The organism is Paracoccus broussonetiae (assembly GCF_031854425.1).
In the GTDB taxonomy this organism is placed as follows: Bacteria; Pseudomonadota; Alphaproteobacteria; order Rhodobacterales; family Rhodobacteraceae; genus Paracoccus; species Paracoccus broussonetiae.
In genome coordinates, this window is record NZ_JAVRQI010000014.1 from 119,146 (window position 1) to 136,307 (window position 17,162).

At 64.2% G+C, this 17,162-nt stretch carries 21 protein-coding genes and 1 tRNA gene; 10 read left to right on the forward strand and 12 right to left on the reverse strand.

Annotated features, from left to right (window positions below; translation table 11 throughout):
• The first annotated feature begins 74 nt into the window (after positions 1 to 74).
• Genes clpS through RM190_RS17745 form a run of 3 tightly spaced genes read left to right on the forward strand, consistent with a single transcriptional unit; the run spans position 75 to position 2,224 of the window.
• Positions 75 to 392 carry an ATP-dependent Clp protease adapter ClpS gene (gene clpS, locus RM190_RS17735; protein WP_311760853.1) on the forward strand — a complete coding sequence of 106 codons (318 nt, stop codon included), beginning with the start codon at positions 75 to 77 and terminating at the stop codon, positions 390 to 392.
• Positions 393 to 395: 3 nt separating this feature from the next.
• Positions 396 to 1,415, forward strand: coding sequence for a methyltransferase (locus RM190_RS17740; protein WP_311760799.1), 1,020 nt, complete (start codon positions 396 to 398; stop codon positions 1,413 to 1,415).
• Positions 1,412 to 2,224 carry an SDR family NAD(P)-dependent oxidoreductase gene (locus RM190_RS17745; protein ID WP_311760800.1) on the forward strand — a complete coding sequence of 271 codons (813 nt, stop codon included), beginning with the start codon at positions 1,412 to 1,414 and terminating at the stop codon, positions 2,222 to 2,224. Before RM190_RS17740 ends, RM190_RS17745 begins: the two co-directional genes overlap by 4 nt.
• A gap of 2 nt (positions 2,225 to 2,226) precedes the next feature.
• On the opposite strand, the gene RM190_RS17750 is transcribed toward RM190_RS17745, so the two are convergent.
• A complete protein-coding gene (locus RM190_RS17750; RefSeq protein WP_311760801.1) occupies positions 2,227 to 2,634 on the reverse strand; it encodes a hypothetical protein in 408 nt (135 codons plus the stop codon).
• A gap of 80 nt (positions 2,635 to 2,714) precedes the next feature.
• On the opposite strand from RM190_RS17750, the gene hemF reads away from it, so the two are divergent.
• Positions 2,715 to 3,575: an oxygen-dependent coproporphyrinogen oxidase gene (gene hemF, locus RM190_RS17755; protein WP_311760802.1), complete on the forward strand. Its 861-nt coding sequence runs from the start codon at positions 2,715 to 2,717 to the stop codon at positions 3,573 to 3,575.
• Complete coding sequence (locus tag RM190_RS17760) at positions 3,566 to 4,135, forward strand: histidine phosphatase family protein (protein WP_311760803.1); 570 nt, start codon at positions 3,566 to 3,568, stop codon at positions 4,133 to 4,135. The genes hemF and RM190_RS17760 overlap by 10 nt, the downstream gene beginning before the upstream one ends.
• Here the strand turns inward: RM190_RS17760 and RM190_RS17765 are convergent.
• The 4 genes from RM190_RS17765 to RM190_RS17780 all read right to left on the reverse strand — a co-directional run bounded on the left by RM190_RS17765 (position 4,132) and on the right by RM190_RS17780 (position 7,810).
• Positions 4,132 to 4,659 (reverse strand): sugar O-acetyltransferase, encoded by a 528-nt coding sequence (locus tag RM190_RS17765; RefSeq protein WP_311760804.1) that lies wholly within the window; start codon positions 4,657 to 4,659, stop codon positions 4,132 to 4,134. The two genes, RM190_RS17760 and RM190_RS17765, sit on opposite strands and share 4 nt — an antisense overlap.
• Positions 4,660 to 4,673: 14 nt before the next feature.
• On the reverse strand, positions 4,674 to 5,033 hold the full coding sequence (locus tag RM190_RS17770; protein WP_311760805.1) for an SUF system Fe-S cluster assembly protein: 360 nt from the start codon (positions 5,031 to 5,033) through the stop codon (positions 4,674 to 4,676).
• Positions 5,034 to 5,109: 76 nt separating this feature from the next.
• Positions 5,110 to 5,856 carry a MipA/OmpV family protein gene (locus RM190_RS17775; protein ID WP_311760806.1) on the reverse strand — a complete coding sequence of 249 codons (747 nt, stop codon included), beginning with the start codon at positions 5,854 to 5,856 and terminating at the stop codon, positions 5,110 to 5,112.
• Between the two features lie 106 nt (positions 5,857 to 5,962).
• A complete protein-coding gene (locus RM190_RS17780; protein WP_311760807.1) occupies positions 5,963 to 7,810 on the reverse strand; it encodes an ABC-F family ATP-binding cassette domain-containing protein in 1,848 nt (615 codons plus the stop codon).
• A 127-nt stretch (positions 7,811 to 7,937) separates the two neighbouring features.
• On the opposite strand from RM190_RS17780, the gene ndk reads away from it, so the two are divergent.
• A complete protein-coding gene (gene ndk, locus RM190_RS17785; RefSeq protein WP_311760808.1) occupies positions 7,938 to 8,360 on the forward strand; it encodes a nucleoside-diphosphate kinase in 423 nt (140 codons plus the stop codon).
• Between the two features lie 82 nt (positions 8,361 to 8,442).
• Here ndk and RM190_RS17790 read toward each other — a convergent pair whose 3' ends face one another.
• From RM190_RS17790 to RM190_RS17810, 5 genes are all read right to left on the reverse strand, one after another.
• Entirely contained in the window at positions 8,443 to 9,639 is a 1,197-nt protein-coding gene (locus tag RM190_RS17790) for a cytochrome b/b6 domain-containing protein (protein WP_311760809.1), read from the reverse strand.
• Positions 9,639 to 10,214 (reverse strand): thymidine kinase, encoded by a 576-nt coding sequence (locus RM190_RS17795; RefSeq protein WP_311760810.1) that lies wholly within the window; start codon positions 10,212 to 10,214, stop codon positions 9,639 to 9,641. The genes RM190_RS17790 and RM190_RS17795 overlap by 1 nt, the downstream gene beginning before the upstream one ends.
• A gap of 73 nt (positions 10,215 to 10,287) precedes the next feature.
• On the reverse strand, positions 10,288 to 11,730 hold the full coding sequence (locus RM190_RS17800) for a DEAD/DEAH box helicase (RefSeq protein WP_390908622.1): 1,443 nt from the start codon (positions 11,728 to 11,730) through the stop codon (positions 10,288 to 10,290).
• A 229-nt stretch (positions 11,731 to 11,959) separates the two neighbouring features.
• Entirely contained in the window at positions 11,960 to 12,409 is a 450-nt protein-coding gene (dtd, locus tag RM190_RS17805; RefSeq protein ID WP_311760811.1) for a D-aminoacyl-tRNA deacylase, read from the reverse strand.
• A gap of 1 nt (position 12,410) precedes the next feature.
• Positions 12,411 to 12,635, reverse strand: coding sequence for a hypothetical protein (locus RM190_RS17810; protein ID WP_311760812.1), 225 nt, complete (start codon positions 12,633 to 12,635; stop codon positions 12,411 to 12,413).
• 94 nt (positions 12,636 to 12,729) lie between these two features.
• On the opposite strand from RM190_RS17810, the gene RM190_RS17815 reads away from it, so the two are divergent.
• Positions 12,730 to 12,981, forward strand: a complete 252-nt coding sequence (locus tag RM190_RS17815; protein WP_311760813.1) for a DUF2312 domain-containing protein — start codon at positions 12,730 to 12,732, stop codon at positions 12,979 to 12,981.
• Positions 12,982 to 13,009: 28 nt separating this feature from the next.
• On the opposite strand, the gene RM190_RS17820 is transcribed toward RM190_RS17815, so the two are convergent.
• Entirely contained in the window at positions 13,010 to 13,885 is an 876-nt protein-coding gene (locus RM190_RS17820; RefSeq protein ID WP_311760814.1) for a hypothetical protein, read from the reverse strand.
• Positions 13,886 to 14,349: 464 nt separating this feature from the next.
• On the opposite strand from RM190_RS17820, the gene RM190_RS17825 reads away from it, so the two are divergent.
• Positions 14,350 to 14,964 (forward strand): TetR/AcrR family transcriptional regulator, encoded by a 615-nt coding sequence (locus tag RM190_RS17825; protein ID WP_311760815.1) that lies wholly within the window; start codon positions 14,350 to 14,352, stop codon positions 14,962 to 14,964.
• Positions 14,965 to 14,980: 16 nt separating this feature from the next.
• On the opposite strand, the gene RM190_RS17830 is transcribed toward RM190_RS17825, so the two are convergent.
• Positions 14,981 to 15,056, reverse strand: a tRNA-Thr gene (locus RM190_RS17830).
• Between the two features lie 243 nt (positions 15,057 to 15,299).
• Here RM190_RS17830 and rpsB point away from each other — a divergent pair.
• Positions 15,300 to 16,079 carry a 30S ribosomal protein S2 gene (gene rpsB, locus RM190_RS17835; RefSeq protein WP_311760816.1) on the forward strand — a complete coding sequence of 260 codons (780 nt, stop codon included), beginning with the start codon at positions 15,300 to 15,302 and terminating at the stop codon, positions 16,077 to 16,079.
• Between the two features lie 108 nt (positions 16,080 to 16,187).
• On the forward strand, positions 16,188 to 17,099 hold the full coding sequence (gene tsf / locus RM190_RS17840; protein WP_311760817.1) for a translation elongation factor Ts: 912 nt from the start codon (positions 16,188 to 16,190) through the stop codon (positions 17,097 to 17,099).
• Positions 17,100 to 17,162 lie beyond the last annotated feature (63 nt).

The following is a 17,162-nucleotide window of genomic DNA, read 5'->3' on the forward strand; positions in this document are numbered from 1 at the left end:
CATCGGGCGCGAAAAATCCTATATTCGATGCCTGACATCAACCCATCCCATTGCAGGACGTGACAGATCCGCTCATGACCAACCGGCCAGATGACCGCGAGGATGTCGATCTCGCGGTCAAGACAAAGCCGCGCACCAAGCGGCCGCCCATGTACAAGGTGCTGCTGCTCAACGACGACTTCACGCCGATGGAGTTCGTCGTTCACGTGCTGGAGCGCCTGTTCAACATGACCCGCGCGCAATCCATCGAGATCATGCTGACCGTGCACCGCAAGGGCATCGCGGTCGTTGGCGTGTTCTCGCACGAGATTGCGGAAACGAAGGTCGCGCAAGTGATGGAACTTGCGCGTCGCCAGCAGCATCCGCTGCAATGCACCATGGAAAAAGAGTAGCAAGTGGCTAGTTCCCGATTGGAGCTGGTTTTCGGCGGGACACCGCCCGAAGGCCGCATTTTGTTGATCGGAGCAGGCGCGGACAGCGACCTGGTCCATTTTGATCCCGCGCGCACGCAGATCGTTCAGCGCATGTTCCCCGACGTGGCCGCGCTGAAGGTTCAGGGCTTTCAGTCCGTGACCGAGGCCGAGGGCGATTTCGACGCCGGTATCGTCTTTCTGCCCCGCGCGCGCGCCGAGGCGCGGGCCCGGATCGCGACGGCCGCAGAGCATCTGCCGCCCGGAGCTTCGCTGTGGATCGACGGCCAAAAGACCGACGGGATCGATTCCGTGCTGAAGGAATTGCGCGGCCTTGCGCCGGTGGACGAGGTCCAGTCGCGCGCGCATGGCAAGATATTCCGGATGGAACTGCCCGCACCCGGCTGGCTGCCCGAGGACTGGGCCGCCCGGGACCACGAGGCCGCTCCGGGCTTTGTTACCCGGCCGGGCGTCTTTTCTGCCGATGGGCCGGACCCGGCTTCGCAGGCGCTGGCCGCCCATCTGCCGGAAAAACTGCCGACCCGGATGGTTGATCTGGGCGCGGGTTGGGGCTGGCTTTCAGCCCAGGTTCTGACCCGGCCGGGGGTCGAGGTCCTGCATCTGGTCGAAGCCGATGCCGTCGCGCTGGACTGCGCGCGCCGCAACGTCTCCGATCCCCGCGCGCATTTCCACTGGGCGAACGCGCTGGACTTCCGCCTGTCCGAGCCCGTGAACGGCGTAGTCATGAACCCGCCCTTCCACGAAGGTCGGGCGGCCGACCCCAAGCTGGGCGCCGGTTTCATCCGCGCGGCAGCTTCTCTGCTGACAGGTGCCGGGCGGCTGTGGATGGTGGCGAACCGCCATCTTCCCTATGAGCAGACCTTGCGCGAAGTCTTTGGCGACGTGGCAGAACTGGGCGGTGACAGTCGCTTCAAGATCCTGACCGCGACCGGTGCGAAGCGCGCGGGCGCGCGGGGATCCATTCCGAGAGGACGCAGAAGATGAGCCTGTCCATTCAGGGCAAGACGGCCATCGTTACCGGGGCCGGGCGCGGCATCGGGCTTGCGATCGCGCGCCATTTCGAAAAGGCGGGCGCCAGGGTCATGTTTGCGGACAGCGACGAATCCGCGCTGGATGCTGAACTGGGCGACAGCGCGCAAGGCGACGGCCCGATCCGGTCCTTCGCCGGTGATCTGGGACAAAAGCTGACGTTGGCGAACCTGGTTTCGGCCACGATCGACGCCTTTGACCGCATTGACATTCTGGTGAACGCCCATCGGGCCGTGCAGGCCTGCGATCCCCTGACGGTAAGTGACGAACTGCTGGGCGACATGATGCGCGAGAACATGATCTCGGGGCTGAAGCTGTCGCAGATGGTCGCGAAGCGGATGGTGACGCAAGCGGACGAGGATGGGCAGGAAGACGCGCTGCAGAACGGCGCCATCGTCAACATCGCCTCGCTTGCCGCGGACCGTCCGCAGCCGCAGATGCTGGCCTATTCCATCGCCAGCGCGGCGCAGGCCCAGGCCACGCGTTCGCTGGCAATGGCGCTTGCACCAAAGCGGATCCGGGTGAACGGGGTGGCATTCGGCTCGATCCTGTCGAACCATGTCCAGATGAACCTGCGCGAGGATCCGAACCTGCGCGACCAGCTTGTCGCCGCGACCCCATTGGGGCGCATCGCCGGACCGGACGAGCTGGGCGACACCGTGCAGTTCCTGGCAAGCGAGGGCGCGGCTTTCATCACCGGGCAGATCATTCGCGTCGATGGCGGGCGCAGTCTGGGTGATCCCTTCGCGCCGGGTGTCTTCTAGGGCTACTTGGTTTCGGGATAGGCAGCCTTGCAAGCCTCGACCGCTTGCCGGGCCGAGGGCGTCAGTGCCTGCTTTCGCGCCTGCAGGTTGTCCCGCTTGCGCGTTTCCGCAGCCGGATCGATCGGCACACGATAGCGTTCGGTATCGACCACGTCGCGAAGGCAGGGGCGATACCCGACCATCCACGCACCGTCTGCGGCGTAGCGATAGGCGCACTGATCCCATTCGGTGCGCACCGTCTGCCGCTCTTCCCAGGCATAGCCGCGGGCCAGGTTGCCCTCGACCTCGGCCAGCAGGCTTGAAACGGCCCGATACTCGCCGGTATTGCGCCCGATGCAGCGTTCCTGCGGGGTTCCGCAGGCTGCGACAATCAGGACGGGCAAAAGGCCAAGCGCGATATTGCGGGGCATCGGCGGTATCTCTAGTTGTTCATTGCAAGCATATGGCCGGAGGCGATTTCCGGCAATTCACGAATGCAGGGGAACGGCGCATGGAAATGCAGGCAGAGCGTGGACAGGCAGCGGCGTGGTTCAGGGAATTGCGCGACCGCATCGTCGCCGCTTTCGAGACGTTGGAGGATGCGGGCCCCGGCGACGCGCCCGCGGGGCGCTTTGACGTGCGAGAGACCCGCCGCGGCGAGGATGGCGGTGGTGGGCTGATGTCCGTGATGCGGGGCGGCCGGGTTTTCGAGAAGGTCGGCGTGAACTGGTCGGCCGTTCATGGCACCCTTGCCCCTGCGGCGCGGGCTGCCATGGCCGATCGCGGGGTGCCGGGGATCGACCGCGACCCGCGCTTCTGGGCCTCGGGCATCAGCCTTGTCGCGCATATGCAGAACCCGCATGCGCCTGCGGTCCACATGAACACGCGCATGTTCTGGACCCCCGGCGCATGGTGGTTCGGAGGTGGAACCGACCTGAACCCTTGCCTTGAATATGCTGAAGACACAGCACATTTCCACGACACCTTGCGTCTGGCCTGCGCGCCGCACGACTGCGATTACTATGCCCGTTTCAAGGCTTGGGCGGACGAGTATTTCTTCATTCCGCATCGCGGTCGCGCGCGCGGCGTCGGCGGCATCTTCTATGACGACCTGAACAGCGGCGACTGGGCCGCGGATTTCGCCTTTACCCGTGCGGTGGGCGAGGCGTTCCTTCCTGCCTTTCTGCCGCTGGCGGAACGGCGCATGGCCCAGCCATGGGACGCCAAGGCGCGGGACGCGCAGCTTATCCATCGGGGCCTCTATGCAGAATATAATCTCGTCTATGACCGGGGCACGAAATTCGGCCTTGCGACCGGCCATGACCCCGAGGCCGTGCTGATGAGCCTGCCACCGCTGGCCAAATGGCCCTGAGCGTCTGGCCCGACCTGTACCTGCTGCGGCACGGACAGACCGAATGGAATGTCCAAAGCCGCCTGCAGGGCCGGCTCGATTCGCCCCTGACTGCATTGGGGATCGCGCAGGCGCGGCGGCAGGCCGAGATGGTCGCGGATCTGCCTAATGACCTCGCCTGCTTTTCCAGCACTGCCGGACGCGCCTTGCAGACGGCCCATATCGCGCTGGCGGGGCGCGACTTCCGCAAGGACGAACGCCTGCTTGAAATTGATGTCGGGAATTTTACCGGCGAACGCGAAGCTGATCTGCGCGCTGCGCATCCCGCGATCTTTCACGGTCATCCCCTGGCCTGGTACGACCGATCACCGGGGGGCGAGGATTTCGCCGCGTTGAAGGCGCGGGTTCTGGACTTCCTCAGCGAGTTGTCGGGGCCATCCGTCATCGTGACCCACGGGATCACCCTGCGGATGATCCGGCAGCTAGCGATGGGCACGGCAATGGAGCGGATCGCCGACCTGCCGGTGATGCAGGGCGCCCTTCACTGCATTCGTGGGGGCGCCGAGCAGGTCTTGCGTTAATCGGCCGAAATCTGGCGCGCGGGGTTTCCCGCGACGGTCGCCCCAGCCGGGACATCGCGTGTCACGACGGAGCCTGCCCCGACGATCGCGCCATCCCCGATGGTCACGCCCGGCAAGATGATCGCCCCACCGCCGATCCAGACGTCGTCCCCGACCAAGATCGGGCGGCCATATTCGATACCCTTGGCGCGGCTTGCCGCATCGCGCGGATGATCCGGGGTCAGGAACTTCACATGCGGCCCGATCTGGCAGCGCGCGCCGATGCGGATCTCGCACACATCCAAGAAGACGCAGCCATAATTGACGAAGCAATCGGGGCCGAAATGGATGTGCCTGCCGTAATCGACCTGAAAGGGGACGCGGATGACCGTGCCGTTCCAGGTTCCCAGAAGCTGCGTCAAGGTCCGGGCGCGGGTCTTGTCGCCGACTATCGTGGCGTTGTAGTCGCGCATCAAACCCTGGGCGGTCTTGCGCAAGGCGACCAGTTCACCGTCGCCGGGCTCGTAGGGACGGCCGGCCAGCATGTCCTCACGCGCCGTCAAATGAAGCCAAGCTCCAGCCGGGCTTCATCGGACATCATGTCCATACCCCATTGCGGTTGAAACGTCATTTCGACGTCGACCTGCTTGACCCCCGGCAACGGTTCGACCGCGTCGGCAACCCAGCCGGGCATCTCGCCCGCGACGGGGCAGCCCGGTGCGGTCAGCGTCATGATGATGCGGACCACGTTCTCGGCATTGATGTCGATGGTATAGATCAGCCCCAGGTCAAAGATATTGACCGGAATTTCCGGGTCGTAAACCGTCTTGCAGGCCTCGACCACGCTGTCGTAAAGCGGATGTTCTGTTGTGGAAGCGGCGATCAGCGGGTCGCCTTCCTTAAGATTTTCGGTCGTCATGCGGCACGTCCTGTCGATGCTTACGAAGTATATAGGACTCGGGGCCGCCGGGGTCCAGTGCGCAAGCGGGACGTGATCAGAAGCGGAAGTTCAACCGTCGCGCGATGCCCAGGTTGATCTCGGGCTGGTTGCGGTCCTGGACGACGGGGCTGTCGCCTGCATCGTAAAGCAGCCGACCATAGGTGATCTTGCCCAGAATCGATGTCTTGGGCGTCAGGCTGTAGCGCGCTTCCAGCGCGACATTGGCCGCATAGATCCCGCCCGAGGGGTCATAGCTGCGCAATCCGCTGGCCACCGATTCATCTTCGGTGACGCCGAAATAGGTGTCGGTGAAGCTGTCATCGCCAAGCTGCAGTTCCGCCGTAGTCCACAGCGTCAGCTTGTCGTTGATGATGAAGCGGTATTTCGTCCCGATCTCGCCCACTAGGCCATCATGCCCGCCGATCCCCACGCGCGCGGCGGCATAGCTGGTCGAATCGCCCGCGACATAGTTCACGCGCAAGCCGACTTCGCCCGTCCAGTCGATGTCGTCCAGTCCGCGCAGCTCTTCGTGGTCGTCCGCCTTGCGGTCGCCGATATAGCCGAATGAGGGGATCAGCGCGAAGCCCTGCTTTTCCTCACCGTCTTCGGTCCCAAGCGTCAGGTTGCGCATGGTGCCCCAAGGGCCCAGCTCGACGTCGTCGTCACCGAAATAGCCGGGGCCATAGCTGATACCGGCGCCGACGTCGAAAGAGGCTTCGCTGATGTTGTTGATCCACTGCGCATGCGCGGGCATGGCCAAAGCCGAGGTCGACAGAAGGGCAATGGCGAACAGGCAGCGCATCGGGGCATCCGGGGGAGGGGTGGTTGGTCGCAAGCTATTGACGATTCTGCCCCAAATCTCAACCCGGGAACATGCGGAGCGCCCGCATAATTCCCGAGTGTTGCATTCAGGTCCGCTCGGCCTCTTCCAGCCGCTCAAGCGCCTTCATCCACAAGCCCTCGGCGCGCAGCATCGCCTCACTCGCCTCGGCATGCTTCCGGCCGAATTGCTCGACCTTCAGCGCGTCGTCATAGGTCGATGGATCGGCCATGATGGCGTCCAGCTTTTCCAGCATCGCGCTCAGCTTCTCGATCCGTTCCTCAGCCTTGCGTGCCTCGGCCCGCAATTCCAGAATCCGGTCGCGCGAGGGGCGCTTCTGCACCGTCTTCCCCTCGGCACGGATCTCGGCCTTGTCGTCGCCCGACAGCAGCATCCGCCGGTAATCGTCAAGATCGCCCTGCCAGGCAGACACGCCACCCTGATCGACCAGCCACAGACGATCCGCAACCAGGTTCAGCAAGTGCATGTCGTGACTGACCAGCACCACCGCCCCGGTATAGTCGTTCAGCGCCTCGGTCAGCGCCTCACGGCTTTCGATATCCAGGTGGTTGGTCGGTTCGTCCAGGATCAGCAGGTGCGGTGCGTCGATCGTCGCAAGCAGCAGGGAAAGGCGCGCCTTCTGGCCGCCTGACAACTGGCCCACTTTGGTCTGGGCCTGCGCCTCCATCAGCCCGAATCCGGCCAGCCTGGCGCGGAGCCGTGGCGGTGCTTCATCGGGACGCAGCCTGCGGACATGATCCAGCGGCGTGTCGTCCAGTTCCAGTTCGTCGACCTGGTGCTGTGCGAAATAGCCGATCCGCAGCTTGCCCGAACGGGCGATGCGGCCTTCCATGGGCTCAAGCCGGCCGGCCAGCAGCTTCGACAAGGTGGATTTGCCCTGGCCATTGCGGCCCAGCAGGGCAATGCGGTCGTCCTGGTCGATGCGCAGATCCAGCTTCTTCAGGACCGCGCGGCCGTCATAACCAACGGACAGCCCGTCCAGAGAAACGATGGGCGGCGAAAGCTGGTCCGGCTGGGGGAAGGTGAAGCGGTGAAACTTCGCCTCTTCCGGGGCGGTGATCGGCTCCATCTTGGCCAGCATCTTGATGCGTGCCTGCGCCTGCACGGCCTTGCTGGCCTTGGCGCGGAAGCGGTCGACAAAGCTTTGCAGATGGGCGCGGCGAGCATCCTGCTTCTTGGCCTCGGCGGCCTGCAGGGCGCGTTTCTCGGCACGGGTCCGCGCGAAGGTGTCATATCCCCCGGTGTAAAGCGTCAGCTTGCGGGCTTCGACATGCAGGATGTGGCCGACGGCCCGGTTCAGCAGGTCGCGGTCGTGGCTGATGACGATGACGGTATGCGGATAGCGCTGGAGATAGCTTTCCAGCCACAGCGCGCCTTCAAGGTCCAGATAGTTCGTCGGTTCGTCGAGCAGCAGCAGATCCGGTTGCGAGAACAGAACCCCGGCCAGCGCAACGCGCATCCGCCAGCCGCCGGAATAGTCGCTGGTCGGTCTGGCCTGGTCCTCGGTCGAGAAGCCCAATCCGCGCAGGATCGTCGCCGCGCGGGCTTCGGCCGACCAGGCGTCGATATCGGCCAGCCGGGTCTGGATCTCGGCGATGCGGGTGGGATCGGTCGCGTGCTCGGCCTCGGCCAGCAGGCCGGCCCGTTCGGTATCGGCAGCCAGAACGGTGTCCAGCACGCTGGTCGCGGTTCCGGGCGCCTCTTGGGCGACGCCGCCGATGCGGGCGCGCGGCGGCAGGGTGATCGTCCCCCCGTCCAGCGTCAATTCGCCCCGGATCAGGCGGAACAACGTCGTCTTGCCTGCCCCGTTCGGGCCGACAAGGCCGACCTTGTGGCCGCCGGGAATGGTTGCTGAGGCCTGCTCGAACAGCGGCCGACCGGCAATGGAATAGGATATGTCATCGATGCGCAGCATGGCGTCCGGCATGGCGCAAGGCGCGCCGGGCGTCAATGCCGCAGCGCCTTTTCAATGCGCGGCGCGCGTGATAACCGGGCGCGGATTTCAGGGCCAATCGGCCCCCAAAACCAAAAGGACATCCGACATGGCGACCGAACGCACCCTTTCGATCATCAAGCCCGACGCCACCAAGCGCAACCTGACCGGCAAGATCAACGCGAAGTTCGAAGATGCGGGCCTGCGCATCGTCGCGCAAAAGCGCATCCAGCTGACCCTGGCGCAAGCCGGCCAGTTCTATGCCGAGCACAAAGAACGCCCCTTCTTCGGCGAACTGACCGAGTTCATGATCTCGGAACCGGTCGTCGTTCAAGTTCTGGAAGGCGAAGGCGCCATCCTGAAGAACCGCGAAGTGATGGGCGCGACCAACCCGGCCAATGCCGATGAAGGCACCATCCGCAAGGAATTCGCCCTGTCGGTCGGCGAAAACTCGGTCCACGGTTCGGACAGCCCCGAAGCGGCAGCGCGTGAGATCGCCTTCTTCTTCTCGGGTCTGGAACTGGTCGGCTGATCAGGCGTCCCGCCTGACGGTTTTCACCGTTTCATAAATACCCCAAAAAAAGGGCCGCCTTTCGGGCGGCCCTTCATTTTTCCTACTGTCGCTTCGCCGTCAGATCAAAGCGGATGGTGACCGGAAAGCCCACCGTGCTTTCGTCGGCATAGCCCGCGCCGATCCCGAAATCGCGGCGGTCGATCTTCATCTCGCCCTTGGCCTTGGCCTCCTCGCCCGCGATCTCAAGCGAGAAGGGCAGTTCCGCCGGGACGGATTTTCCCGCGATACTCAGTGTTCCGCGCGCAAGATGCGGGCCGCCCTCGGTTGCCGGTGGCAGAATGTCTGCCTTGAACTCGGCCGTGGGGAACTGGGTGGCATTCAGGAAGTCGGGGCCCTTGGCATTGTCGCTGACCGCGCCCAGCGACAGCGAGGTGATGTCGATCTTGACGGCGACATGCCCGCCCCGGGCGTCGGGGTCATAGTCGATTGCGGCTTGCCAGGACCCGAACTGGCCGGAAATGGGCGATCCGCCCTGCGCGACCTCGATCCCCAGAGCGCCCTGTTCGACGGCCCACCCAGCGGCAGGCTGGGCCGTCGCAGCGACGGGCGCCGCAGTCTCGGCCCCGCTGGCAGCAATGATCGCGGTGCCGATCCAGATGACAATCGCCGCAATCGCTGCCAACAAATGGGGCAGTGTGCTGACCTGGCTTGCCGGTGGTTCGGGTGCCTTCGCGGGATCGCCAGCCATCCGCGACAGGGTGCCATCCCGGTCGATGAACGCGTGCTTCAAGGCGCCTGCGACATGCAGCACGATCAGCCCCGCCAGCACCCACCAGCCAGTCGAATGGAAATGCGCGATCCTTTCCGACAGCGCGGCATCCTGGGGGACAAAAGGCAGGCGCTGTCCCAGGGGCCACAGGATGCGGGAAAAGCCGCCGGGGGCGGCGGAGTGTAGCAACCAGCCGGTCAGGGGCATGATGACCATGCCGATCCACAGGGCCCAATGGACGGCCTCGGCGACGAAAAGTTCTAGCCTGCGGCCGGGATGCAGCGGGCGCGGCTTGCGCTGCGTCAGCGTCCACAGGATACGCAGCAAGGCCAGCAGCAGCGCTGCGACGCCGACGGTCTTATGCCAGGAAAAGGCGGCAAAGATCGCCTGCAACTGTGCCTCGTTTCCCCGCGGCAGGTTGCCCGCGTAAAGTCCCAGGGCAATGGCGGCAAGAATAAGGGCGGCCACGGTCCAGTGGAACAGGCGGGCGATCCCGCCATAAGCGCGGGTCGAGTTTCGGGCGTCCATCAGATTTCTCCCACTGCTTCGCGCCAGTGGCGGCGGCAGAGCGACACATAGGTTTCATTGCCGCCGATCTGGACCTGCGCCCCCTGGCGCAGGACACGGCCCCGGTCATCCTGGCGCACGACCATGGTGGCCTTGCGCCCGCAATGGCAGATTGTGCGGACTTCGCGCATATCGTCGGCCCAGGCCAGCAGGGCGGCCGATCCGGGGAACAACTGGCCGCGGAAGTCGACGCGCAGGCCGTAGCACATCACCGGCAGGCCAAGATCATCCGCGACGCGCGCCAGTTGCCAGACCTGCTCCTCGGTCAGGAACTGCGCCTCGTCGACGAAGACGCAGGCGCAATCACGACCCTGCTCCGAGATCAGGGCGAAAAGATCTGTCCTGGGGGTAAAGGCGGTGGCGGGCTCAGCGATGCCGATCCGGCTGGCGATGACACCCGCGCCGGCACGATCGTCAAGCGCGGCGGTCAGCAGCAGCGTCTGCATCCCGCGTTCGCGATAGTTGTAGGACGCCTGCAGCAAAAGCGTGCTCTTGCCTGCATTCATCGTCGAGTAATGGAAATAAAGCTTGGCCATGGCGGGCAGATAGCCTTGGCCGGACAAGGGCCGCAAGCCGCCGCGCACAGGGGCGCGGCGGCTCACGCAATCTTTAGTCGCGCTGAACCGATTTCGGCGCGCGCGAGGGGCGGCGGGCGGGACGCTTGCGCGCGCCCTGGGCATTGTTGTTGCCCGGACGACCGGCGGGGCCGCCACGTTCGCGGATCTTGCTGGCCTCGAACGGCACCTCGCCACCGACGACGGGGATCTGCGACTTCATCGCCTTTTCGATGGCGCGAAGCTCTCCGATCTCGGCCGGGGCGCAGAAGGCGATGGCCCGACCATCACGACCGGCGCGCGCGGTGCGGCCGATGCGGTGGACGTAGTTCTCCGGCACGTTCGGCAGGTCGTAGTTGTAGATATGCGCGACCTCGGGGATGTCGATCCCGCGGGCGGCCACGTCGGTCGCGACCAGCACCTTGGTCTCCCCGGCGCGGAAGCCGGACAGCGCCCGTTCACGCTGGCCCTGCGATTTGTTGCCGTGGATCGAGGCGACCTTGAAGCCCCATTTTTCAAGCAGCTTGGACAGCTTTTCGCAGCCATGCTTGGTGCGACCGAAAACAATGGCCAGTTCGTCACGGTGCTTGCCCAGGTATTCGGCCAGCAGCGTCGCCTTGTCACCCTGCGTGACGAAGTGGACGCCCTGATCGATCTTGGCCGCTGCCTGCCCCGGAGGGTTCACCGCGACCTTCAGCGGGTCGCTCAGATAGCTTTCGGCAAGCTCTTCCATCAGCTTCGGCATGGTGGCCGAGAAAAGCAGCGTCTGACGGTCGCGCGGCAACATCTTGGCGATGCGGCGCAGCGCGTGGATGAAGCCGATGTCCAGCATCTGGTCGGCCTCGTCCAGCACCAGATACTTGGTCTGCGACAGATCGACGGCGCCGCGCTCGATCAGGTCGATCAGGCGGCCGGGGGTGGCGATCAGAACGTCGACGCCACGCTCCATGCGCATGGTCTGGACGTTGATCGAGGCACCGCCGACAACGCGGAACTGCCGGATCGCCGTGCCGGCAGCATAGGCGTCGATGTTTTCAGCGATCTGGGTCGCCAGTTCCCGGGTCGGGGCAAGGATCAGCGCGCGGCAGGTTTTGGGCTCGGGCTTGCGGCCGATATTCAGCAGTCGCGTCAGCATCGGCAGGCCGAAGGCCGCCGTCTTTCCAGTGCCGGTCTGGGCAAGGCCCAGCAGGTCACGACCGGCGACGATGCCGGGAATGGATTTTTCCTGGATGGGAGAGGGGGCCTCGATCCCCATCGGGGGCAGGTTCACCGCGACGCGCGCATCAATCCCCATGCGGGTAAAGGGCGTGTCGATATCGGGGATCGCGCGGCGGATGAACTTCTCTTCCGGCTCTTCGCGGTGGCGGCGGTGGTTGGTCGTCGGCTTGGCGTTGCCGCCGCGGAATTGCGGCTTGGCGCCCTGTTCGCCGCGCGGTTTGTGGTCGCCCTGAAAACGGGGCTTGCCCGAACGGTTCGGGCGCGGAGTTTCGTTGGTCATGTCATCTTTCAGCCATATTGCCCGCGTATCGGCGCATATGGCACGGGGCCGCGAGCCGGTTGATCCGGGACTGCGGCGGTTGCGAGGGGCGGGTGCGATACGGAACCCGCATGCCTCCCCGCGTGAATGGGAAACTGGAAAATTGGGCCGGCCTGACGCAATCTGACGTCGGCTGCTCACGCGGCAGCGCCCGGCAACGGTCTGCACATGAGGGCGCGGGCCGTAAAAGTCAAGCGCGCTCGGTGGTATCCATCCAGATCGTCACCGGTCCGTCGTTCACCAGCGACACCTTCATGTCCGCGCCGAAGCTGCCGGTTTCCACGGGCAGGCCAAGCGCGCGCAGGGCATCGGCAAAGCGCAGGTACAGCGCCTCGCCGCGCGCGGGCGCCTCGGCTGTTGAGAAACCGGGGCGGTTGCCGGTGCGGGTATCGGCGGCCAAGGTGAACTGGCTGACGACCAGCGCCGCGCCCCCGATATCCGTGACCGATCGGTTCATCTTGCCAGCTTCGTCGCGGAAGATACGCAGTTTCGCGACACGCGCGGCCAGCTTTTCCGGGGCATCGTCGGGATCGCCCTGCATGGCGCAAACCAGCACCAGCAGCCCGCATCCGATGCGCCCGATGCTGTCGCCGTCGACCCTGACCTCGGCCTCTTGAACCCTTTGGATCAGCGCGCGCATGTCATTTGCCCAACGCGATGCCAAGAATGACGAACATCAGCCCGAAGACCGAGGCTGCAAGAGCCGCCATGTTCACGGCGACCACCTTGCGCATGACGCTGCGCATGGCATCGTCATTGCCCAGCTTTCTGGCGCGCGCCGCGGTCAGGATGCACCAGCACAGCGCGGCCAGTCCTGCCACCGTCAGAACAGTTCCGCCCCAGATCAGCCCGTCCCAGATCGTCATTGGCCCACTCCGTCCTTCATCTGCTCGGGGACTAGCGGCGATTGCACAAGCCTGCAAGACCGCCTAGACCGCAGCCAAAGACAAAGGAGCGGACATGAGTGACGACAACACCTATGGCGTCGCGGCGGGCGAGCTGCGCCAGTTCATCGAGCAATTCGAGCAGCTCGATGCGGAAAAGAAGGACGTGGCCGAGCGCCAGAAAGAGCTGATGGCCGAGGCGAAGGCGCGTGGTTATGACACCAAGGTCATGCGCAAGGTGATCGCGCTGCGCAAGCGCGACAAGGACGACATCGCCGAGGAAGAGGCGATCCTTGAAATGTACAAGGCCGCGCTCGGCATGGTCTGAAGCAGGGGGCGAAGGCCCCCTTTTTTCATCAGGGCATGATGAATTCGACGCCTGGCATCGCCGCGATCTCGGCGACATCCTCGTCATAAAGATCGGTGATCTGGTTGACGAGGTCCTGCGTCCAGCCCGGCAGGTTCACCTCGATCTCCATCTGTTCGGGCAAGGCGTGGCGGGCCAGCGCGGCGGCAAAGATGGCGCGACGCTTTTCCACGGTCAGGCGCGTTTCGCGCGACATCTCTTCGCGGATCATTTCGATCCCCTCGGGACGCATGATGTCGCCCAGAACCTGCAGCCCGGCGCGCAGCGGCACATCGCTGGGCATGGTCGCGATGTTTCGCACCACTTCGGGCCAGATCAGCGAGGTGTCTTCGTGGCACCACAGCACCAGCCGCTGGTCGGGCAGCGCAGCCCTGATGCGCCGGATCGCGGGGGCCCAGCGAAGGGACTCGGGCGGGATCGCGGCCATGACCTGCTCATAGGTGCCGGTCGCGTCCTGCGAAAACACAAAGGGCAGAAGCGTGGCCGGGTTCTTCAGCGCCAGATAGATCTCGACATCGGCGCTGGGGAACAGGTTCGCAAGCGCCGCCAGCTTTTCCGCGGCGTTGTAATAAAGCCCGTCCACGGAAATCGCGCGCTCTGCCTTGCCCAGGAAGGTCGGCGTGCTGAAGATCAGGCGCCGGGGGTGGTCGGTTTCCAGTATGGCGTCCAGCAGCACCTGCTCGACCTCGGGGGTGGCGGGGCCGCCGTCCAATGCCTTCAGGGCCTCGTTGAAGACGTCGCGGTGCTTGGCGGGGGTCAGGGATTCGACACCATTCGCCAGAAGCCAGTCGCGATTCTGCATGAGCGTCTTGACCATGCGGTACAGATCGGTGCCATGCGCCCCGCAGTGATAGACCACCTGCATGTATCGAGAACTCCTGATCGTCTGGTCGTGTCGGCGCACACTAGCGACCAAATCCGGGCAGGAAAACCACCTGCGCGCAGATGTCGCCGGAACCCGCCAACGCGCATTTCGAGGCGGGCGGGCACCTGCCGGGGCTGGCCAAGCGGTGTTCCGCCGTTTCGGTCAAGCCGATCATCGCAGTGTTGATTCGGTCGGTTTTTCCATGAAATGCTGCCTGAAAGTATAGGCTTGCCCGAGAATGGTTGCCCAAAGGGACAACTACCGCCGGCTGAGGATCCATGCGATACGGTAGCCAGTAGGTGGCAAGTATCGTTGTTTCCGTTAAGTGGTTGTTTTGTAACTTGTACTGACTTAGCCGGGCGAGCGTTGTGGTGGCGCTCGCCCGGGTATTCTGATTTTGCCCACCCGATTCTGAAAAATCTGACCGGCACCGTGATTCCGGTGCCGGTAGAGGAGCAACAAGGATGCGATACCCAGGTCGTCCAGGCGGCAATCTGTATTCCGACGCGGTTGAGGCGTTTACCGGACTTCTGTCTCGGCATGGCGCGATTCCCTCGATCGGGATGGTCGAGGATGAACTGGGGATTGATCGGGGCGGCCTGCTCGACCTGTTCCCGGATGAGAATGCACTGCTGGGTGCAATGGCACAGAACGCCCTGATGCGGCTGCATGACCAATTCGTGCGTGTCATGGCGGGCGTCACGGACAGCGACCCGATCACCCAGTTCGAGATGCTGGCCGATGTCTATGTCGAATGGGCCTATCTGCACCCGCGCGAGGCAAGCATCATCGGTTCGATGCCCGACAACGAGTTTCGCCAGAACGGCGAACTCATGCGCTATGAAACCGCGATCCATGAATTGATGCAGCGGATGCTGGGGCGCGCCTGCGACATGGGGCTGCTGGACAAGGACGAGGATCTGGAACTGCTGGTGTCGACCGCGCACACCTTTGCCTTTGGCGCGATCACCAAAATGCTGGTGGGCGACCTTGGCCGATGGCTGCCCGGCATGACCGAGCGCGAGGCCGTGCGGAAGATGCTGCACACCTTCGTGCGAAAGATTCTTCGCAAGCAATAAACGGTTCGGGGATTTTTGGTGCCGGTTATAGGAATCGAACCCACGACCTTCTGATTACAAATCAGCTGCTCTACCTGCTGAGCTAAACCGGCATCAGGTTTCAGTTAGCCGTTGGCGGGCGGCGGTGCAAGGGGTCGCTGCCGGCTCTCAGCGAGCGATTTTTCCATGCTTCGCGATCCGTGCTTGCAATCCTTGGGGAAAGCGACTATCCGGCGCGCACTTCACAGGTGGGGTCGGGCCTTCGAGGGGAGAAATCCTTCGCAGGTCCACCGGTTGGGGCATCCGTCGGGATCCCTGAAAACCCCGCCAAGGCGCAAACCGGAAAGGACCTTGATATGGCGCTTCCTGAATTCTCCATGCGTCAGCTGCTTGAAGCTGGCGTTCACTACGGCCACCAGACCCAACGCTGGAACCCCCGTATGGCCGAGTTCATCTATGGTGAACGTAACGGCATCCACATTTTCGACCTGACCCAGACCGTCCCGATGCTGGACGCCGCTCTGCAGGCCGTCCGCGACACCGTCGCGAAAGGTGGTCGGGTTCTGTTCGTCGGCACCAAGCGCCAGGCCCAGAAAGCCATCGCTGAAGCCGCCGAGAAATCGGCCCAGTACTACATGAACCACCGCTGGCTGGGTGGCACGCTGACCAACTGGAAAACCGTTTCCCAGTCGATCCAGCGCCTGAAAGCCATCGACGAGACCATGGCGGGCGGCGCTGACGGCCTGACCAAGAAAGAGCGTCTCCAGATGGAACGCGAGCAGGCCAAGCTTCAGGCCTCGCTGGGCGGTATCCGCGAAATGGGCGGCCTGCCGGACCTGCTGTTCGTCATCGACGTGAACAAGGAAGACCTGGCCATCGCCGAAGCGAAGAAACTGGGCATCCCGGTTGTCGCCATCGTCGATACCAACTGCTCGCCCAAAGGCGTTGACTATGTCATCCCGGGCAACGACGACGCCGCCCGCGCCATCGCTCTTTACTGCGACCTGGCCTCGCGCGCTGCGCTGGACGGCATGACCGCCCAGATGGGTGCTGCCGGTGTCGACCTTGGCGCGCTGGAAGCCAGCATCGCCGAAGAGCTGGAAGGCGAAGTCGAAGCACCTGCCGCCGAAGCCTGAGCCGGTGACCGGGCGTCCGCAGCGCGGACGCCTGAACGGGTTTCACGGAACATTCATCAGGCGGGGATAAGCCCCGCCTGACGCGTTGAGAGAACAAGGAGACATCGGATGGCTATCACCGCTGCGATGGTGAAAGAGCTGCGCGAAACGACCGGCGCAGGCATGATGGACGCCAAGAAGGCGCTGACCGAAACCGACGGCGACATGGAAGCCGCGGTTGACTGGCTGCGCACCAAGGGTCTGGCGAAAGCCGCCAAGAAGGCCGACCGCGTCGCCGCCGAGGGCCTGGTGGGCGTCTCTGTCGCCGCTGGCCGGGGTGTCGCCGTCGAGGTGAACTCGGAAACCGACTTTGTCGCCAAGAACGCCGACTTCCAGTCGCTGGTGCGCGAGATCACCAACGTCGCTCTGGAAACCGCCACCGACGTCGAAGTGCTGAAAGCCACGCATCTGAACGGCAAGCCCGTTTCGGAAGTCGTGACCGACGCCATCGCCCGCATCGGCGAGAACCTGACCCTGCGCCGTCTGCACGTTCTGGAAGGCGACACCGTTGTGTCCTATGTCCACAACGCCGCGACCGAAGGCATGGGCAAGATCGGCGTGCTGGTCGCGCTGAAAGGCGATGCCGAGAAGGCGCAGGCAATCGGCAAGCAATTCGCGATGCATATCGCGGCGACGAGCCCGGTCTCGCTGTCGGAAGCGACGCTTGACCCGGCGCTTCTGGCCCGCGAACTGGAAGTCCAGACCGCGAAGGCGCTGGAAGAAAACGCCTCTTCGGCAAAGCCGAAGCCCGAGGCCGTGATCCAGAACAACATCATTCCGGGCCGGATGAAGAAATTCGTCGCCGAGAACACGCTGCTGGGCCAGCCCTTCGTGGTGAACCCCGACCTGACCGTCGAGCAGGCTGCGAAAGATGCCGGCGTCGAAATCACCGGCTATGCCCGCGTGATGGTCGGCGAAGGCATCGAGAAGAAAGAAGAGGACTTTGCGGCCGAGGTCGCCAAGACCCGCGGCGGCAACTGATCCGTCCGATCTTTACAGATCTGGAAACGCCGGTCCCTTGGGCCGGCGTTTTCCTTTGGGCGC